Annotated in this window: 4 protein-coding genes and 1 pseudogene; 2 read left to right on the top strand and 3 right to left on the bottom strand. The window is 67.8% G+C overall.

Annotated features, from left to right (window positions below; all coding sequences use genetic code 11):
• Nucleotides 1-201 precede the first annotated feature (201 nt).
• Nucleotides 202-360, bottom strand: a pseudogene (locus ABGB18_RS49135) (DUF1348 family protein); the annotation flags it as partial.
• A 49-nt stretch (nt 361-409) separates the two neighbouring features.
• Complete coding sequence (locus ABGB18_RS49130) at nt 410-1225, bottom strand: SDR family NAD(P)-dependent oxidoreductase (RefSeq protein ID WP_347702627.1); 816 nt, start codon at nt 1223-1225, stop codon at nt 410-412.
• Between the two features lie 62 nt (nt 1226-1287).
• On the opposite strand from ABGB18_RS49130, the gene ABGB18_RS49125 reads away from it, so the two are divergent.
• Together ABGB18_RS49125 and istA are read left to right on the top strand one after the other, a co-directional pair.
• A complete protein-coding gene (locus tag ABGB18_RS49125) occupies nt 1288-2112 on the top strand; it encodes a LuxR C-terminal-related transcriptional regulator (protein ID WP_347702626.1) in 825 nt (274 codons plus the stop codon).
• A gap of 553 nt (nt 2113-2665) precedes the next feature.
• Nucleotides 2666-3643, top strand: a complete 978-nt coding sequence (istA, locus tag ABGB18_RS49120; protein WP_347702625.1) for an IS21 family transposase — start codon at nt 2666-2668, stop codon at nt 3641-3643.
• 64 nt (nt 3644-3707) lie between these two features.
• On the opposite strand, the gene ABGB18_RS49115 is transcribed toward istA, so the two are convergent.
• Nucleotides 3708-4913, bottom strand: coding sequence for an MFS transporter (locus ABGB18_RS49115; RefSeq protein ID WP_347702624.1), 1206 nt, complete (start codon nt 4911-4913; stop codon nt 3708-3710).
• Between the last annotated feature and the right edge of the window lie 792 nt (nt 4914-5705).

Here is a 5705-nt window from a genome sequence, read left to right as displayed (position 1 = left end):
ACAACACCCGCAGGAGACACTCCACGCTCAGCTACCTCAGCCCCATCGACTACGAGCAGCAGACCACCGCTAGAGTGCTGCTCGCCGCATGACAGCCGGTGTCCACGCTTCGGGGTGAGCCCCCGGGGTCGTCGGCGTTGCGGTCACCGCCGTAAGGAGGCGTCGGCCATGTCGGGGCTTGCCAGGTGCGGAGCTCGCCAGTCACGGAATGGGCAAGTCCTGTTCGCCGGTTTGGCGTGGGCCGAAGATGCGGCGCTGCTCGGCGGTGATCTGGAGGTCGTTGATGCTCGCCTCGCGGCGTCGCATCAGTCCGTTGGCGTCGAATTCCCAAAGTTCGTTGCCGTAGCTCGAAAGCCTGCGAAGATCGTCCGCATCTTCGTAGAGTTTCGGGTGGAGGCCAAACGTGCGGTCACGTCGTCACCAGGCGTTCAGCGGTGTCCAGGTCGTGCGCGACCGCGGCCAGCTTCGCGCGGATGGCGCCGACCGCATCCTGGCCGAGCGCCAACCTGAGCGGTGGATCCTGCAGCGCCATGGCCGCAAGCACGGCCGCCGCGGCCTGGTCGGGGTCGCCGGGCTGGGTTCCGTGGGACGCGGCGAGATTCGTCTGGGTCTGGCCGGCCGTCTCGGCATAGTCGGCGATCGTGGCGGTGAAGCGAAGGGCTGGGCCCGCGAATCCCGTGCGGTAGGCGCCCGGCTCGACGATCAGCACTCCGATCCCGAGCGGGCCCACCTCCTGCGCGAGGGCCTCGCTGGCCTGCTCCAAAGCACCCTTGGCCGCGCAGTAGGCGCCGGCTCCCGCGAACGACGACAAGCCGCCCATGCTGCTCACCTGGATGATCGTGCCGCTCCCACGTTCGCGCATCTGCGGAAGGACCAGCCTCGTCAGTCTCAGGGGACCGTGGAACATCACCTCGAGCGTTTCGCGGAGCTCCTCCTCCGTGGTCTCCTCGACCGCGCCGACGATGCCGAACCCGGCGTTGTTCACCAGGACGTCGATCCGGCCGGCGGCTTCGACGGCTCTCGCGCAGGCGACGGCGTCCCGCACGTCCAGGTCCACCACGGTCAGCCGGTCGCCGTACTCCCCGCTCAACGCCGCCATGGTCTCCGGCCGCCGGACCGCGGCGACTACCTCGTCCTCGGCGTCAAGCGCCGCACGGGTGAAGGCCGCTCCGAATCCGCTGTTGGCTCCGGTGATCAACCAGCGCCGTTTCATCTCTGTGTTCATGGGTCCACGATCGCCCCGCGCGGGTTGCACCCGGAATGGCACGAAGGTGGAAAATGGGCGTCATGGTAGATGCGCTCCCCGGGCCGATCCGCAGACCGCGCCAGCTGCCGGTCGGCGAGCCGCTGGCCCGGGACGGCTACAGGCGTCTCGTAGGCGTCCTGGAGGCCGTCGACCGAGCGGCTGACCTGCCCGAATTCCGCGAACGGCTAGTCAACGCGCTGCAGTCCTGGTTCGGTTTCGCCGGGGTCGCCGTGCTTCACGGCGGTACCCTGCAGGAGGCGCTCGACGAGGGATGCGGGGTCATGGGCGGCTACTCGGCCGAGTTCCTCGCGGAGTACGAGTCGCGCTGGTTCGCTGCCGACCCGTTCCGTTCCGAGGCCGCCGCTCGTCTGCTCCTGTCCAATGAGGTAGCCGTCCTTCGGGCCTTGCCCGGCCACGAGGCGTACCTGGAGCGGTTCCTCCTCCCACACGGAATCACCGACAAGACCGGGATAGCCATCGACGGCGGCACGGCCGGTCTGGTCTATCTCGGGACGGCCTCCCGCGAGGGCCGGACGCCCGCGCACGCCCTGGCGGCAATGAACGCGTTGCACAGGCACCTGGCGCCGCTGGTGCACAACCAGTTGGCCAGGCACCACGAGCAGACCGCCAGGAAGGCCGCTTGGCACCTCACCCCGAGGGAATGGGACGTGGCCCAGCTGGCCGCCCAGGGCCTCACGAACCGCCAGATCGCGGCCCGCCTGTTCGTGGGGATCGACACCGTCAAGAAGCACCTCACCCGCGTCCTGGCCGAGACTGGTACAGCCAGCCGCACCCAGCTCGCCCTCCGGTGGCAGCAAGCGGCACAACCGTCCGGGCCCCGGGGTCGGTGGCAGCCCAGCGGATGAGAGTCCTCCCGCTCCGGCAACAACGCCAGGAACTGGTCTGTGCCTCAACCCTGACCGGAACGCCTACAGCTACGGTGATCACCTGATCGGCTCCGGTGACGCGGTCCCGGCCTGCACGGCCACGAGTATGGCGCCGCCGACCGGCTTGCCCGAGGTGGTGTGGCGGGCCGGCCTGGACGTGAACCCGCTTGATGTGACAAACCCCGCGGATCTCGCATGGCTCGACACCCTCATCTGGCCGGAACGCACGCATCGCCGCGCGGTTGCGGGCAGCGGCGGCCGTCGTCGCAGCCGACCCGCCGTTGCTCGTACGGGGCGACCTGGTATACGACCTGCTGGCACTCGTGCCCTGTCGCCAGCCAGCTTCATGGGACCACTCGAAAGGAGTTTCTGCCACGAGCATGGGACCACCCGGTTGCCAGTGATGGGACCACCCGGCGTGTCACGTTCAGGTGGTTGATCACTTCCAGTTACGACTTCTGCCAGGTCATCCGACATGGCGGGGGTTCGGGGGCATGGCGTTCCGGGAGGTTTCGGTGATCGAGGTGCTGAGGTGCTGCGGGCGTGGCTGACGGGGGCCGGCCTGCGCAAGGCGGCCGAGCAGGCGGGAGTGGACCGCAAGACGGCCCGCCGGTATGTGGAGGCGGCCCAAGCGGCAGGGCTGGTCCGCGAGGGCGGCGCCGGGCAGGTAAGCGATGAGCTCATCGGTCAGGTCGTCGAGGCGGTGCGGCCAGTGCGGGCTGATGGTCGGCGCGGCGCGGGTTGGGCGGCGCTGGAGCAGCGGCACGACCAGATCCGCACCTGGGCCGAGCAGGGACTGCAGGTGGAGAAGATTCGTCTGAAGCTGGTCCGGTCCGGCCTGCAGGTGCCCTACCGCACGCTGCACCGCTTCTGCGTGCAGCGGTGCGCGTTCGGCCGTGGCAAGACCACCGTCCGGGTGGCCGACGGAGTGCCGGGCAAGGAGTGCCAGGTCGACTTCGCCAGGCTCGGGCTGATCTGCGACCCGGCCCAGGGGCGGCGGCGCATCGCGCACGTGCTGATCTTCACGGCGGTCTACTCGCGGCACATGTTCCTCTGGCTGACCTTCTCCCAGACGCTGGAGGCGGTGATCGCCGGGTGTGAGGGGGCGTGGCGGTTCTTCGGCGGGGTCTTCCAGGTGCTGGTCCCGGACAATCTGAGCCCGGGCATCGCCAGCGCGGATGCGGTCAACCCGACCTTCACCACCGGCTGGCTGGACTATGCCCAGCATGCCGGGTTCGCCACCGACCCGGCCCGGGTGCGCGCGCCACAGGACAAGCCGCGGGTGGAGCGGATGGTGCAGTACGTGCGCGGCAACATCTTCGCCGGTGAGGACTTCGCCGATCTGGCCGATGCCCAGGCACGGGGTGAGGCGTGGTGCCGCAGCACGGCGGGGTTGCGCCTGCACGGCACCACCGCCGCGCGCCCGGCCGAGGTGTTCGCCCAGCGGAAGCCAGCCGGCTGCTGCCGCTGCCTGAGCGCGCCTATGACGTGCCGATCTTCAAGTCGGTGAAGGTGCACAAGGACTACCACGTCGAGATCGGCAAGGCGTGACGCCACGGGAGTTCAGGTCGTCCCTAATAAGCACGTGAACGCGCGGATACCGACGAATAGGCTGTACCACAGCACAGCGCGGCGGCGACCGCGCAGGCACCGCACAGTCCCACGGCGGCCGAAGCGGTGACACCGAGATCGGTCACCCATCCCGCCAGGAGGAATCCGCCGCCCTGTCCCGCGGCGATGCCGGCGATCGCGACACCCATGGCGCGTCCCCGGTAAGCAGGATCCGTCCGCTGTACGAACATCGCGTTGAGTGGCGTGCCGAACGAACATCCCAAGCCGCAGCAGAACAGCAGGAGGAGAACCACGGGTGTGGGCGGGTGCGCGAGCATGGGCAGCAGCGCGGCCCCGGGGAGCACGGCGAGCGGCGCCAGGATGCGGTCGCGAACGGAGGAAGGGGTCCAGCGGGTCAGGATCGTTGCCCCGGTCGCGTAGCCGAGGGCGATCGTGGCCATGAGCATTCCGGCAAGCGACGGGCCGCCGCCCAGTTCGCGGGCGAGGGGATAGGCGATCGCTTCGATGCCGAAGGCGAAGGCCGGCACGAGCCAGACCAGGAGAAGGCAGCATCGCAACCAGGGGTCGGTGAAGACGTAGCGCACCCCTTCCGCCGCATCTTTGAGAGGCGACCAGCGGACGCCGTGGCTCTCCGGCGCGGGCCGAGGCCGGACACCCCGCCAGATGAGCATCGCGGAGATCGCGAATGTCGCGGCGTTCACCAGCAAGGCTCCCGCTGGTGAGATCAGCAGGACGATGGCGCCGCCGATCGCGAACCCGGCCACCTGGCTGACCTGGTAGGTGAGATTGGTCAGGCCGTTTCCGGCGATGTACGCCTCGCCGCTCAGCACGTCGGGCATCAACGCGGCACGCGCGCTCGTGAACGGCGGAGTGAACAGATGCGCGAGATAGAGCAGTGCGATCGCCGCTCCGATCGGCATTCCTGGAATCGCCAGCACCGCGACCAGCCCGGCCCGGGCCAGGTCGCAGACGACGAGCAGCCTCCGGCGGGCGATCCTGTCGGCGAACGAACCCAGCACTGGGCCCAGCGCGGACGGCAGGAACGACGCGGCGAACGCCATCGCGGTGACCGCCGCGGAACCGGTCCGATCGAACACCAAAATAGCCACGGCGACGGACGAGAGCTGGTCGCCCATGTAGGAAAGGGCATAGGCGGGGTAGAGATAGCGGAATTCCCGCACCCTGAACAGACTCGCAAAGCTGGCCATCGCCGGGACTCAATTCGCGCGGACGAGGAGCGGGTAGACCTTCGCCTCGGACATGCTTGGGTAACAACGGCCAATAGGTCCCCCGCCGGCATAGGGACTATTTCGCGCGGTGGTCCCCTGCGCCGTTGCGGTAATGGATGAAACAAGCATGGGGGCGGCCAATGCGAGCATTGGCAATCCTTTTAATTTCCGCATTCCTCCACCTTGTGCGGCGTACAGAGTCCATCTTTTGCGCAGGGGGCATGGCGTGAACAGCACCCGAGGATTCACCTCGAGTGCTGTTGTATACTCACCCTCGGTTTAGCCCCAGCCGGTGGTACGCATGACACACCCCCTCTCGTCACAGCCAGTCAGATACAAATCTTAAGATATTTCTTTCCGTTGTCGTCGGCCTGGGATCGACAGATTATTCGCCCGGCATGCAGTCCGGGGGCCAAGCACCACGCGATCCGTCGCGAGGGTTCGTATTTTCTCGCTCCCCGCCTCTGTCCGACCATCGCCGCTGGCAATGTCGACGCCCAATTCCCTTCGGCAGCGCACGCGTCCGCCGGCTCAGCGGTCACCGGAGGACACCTCGCTGGTGTATTGCGTGGCAGTACAGCCACAGACCGACAGTCAGCACCCACACGCCGATGTCGACGAGTGAGAACCGGGGTCCGAGGATCGGTTAGCGTCCACGGGAGTGGTGTACGGGTGATCTTCCCTCTGGTGTGACGGGAGAGATCCATGTGACAAGTGACGGCCACTTCGTAATCCTTCGATTTGCACATTCAGACACGAAGGGGACGAAGT

Origin of the sequence: Nonomuraea sp. B12E4, assembly GCF_039871825.1 — a bacterium.
In the GTDB taxonomy this organism is placed as follows: domain Bacteria; phylum Actinomycetota; class Actinomycetes; order Streptosporangiales; family Streptosporangiaceae; genus Nonomuraea.
This window is presented reverse-complemented; position numbering and strand designations above follow the sequence as displayed.

Coding starts and splice junctions, on each gene's coding strand:
- ABGB18_RS49115 (WP_347702624.1), bottom strand. CDS start 4,913: ATGGCCAGCTTTGCGAGTCTGTTCAGGGTGCGGGAATTCCGCTATCTC.
- ABGB18_RS49125 (WP_347702626.1), top strand. CDS start 1,288: ATGGTAGATGCGCTCCCCGGGCCGATCCGCAGACCGCGCCAGCTGCCG.
- ABGB18_RS49130 (WP_347702627.1), bottom strand. CDS start 1,225: ATGAACACAGAGATGAAACGGCGCTGGTTGATCACCGGAGCCAACAGC.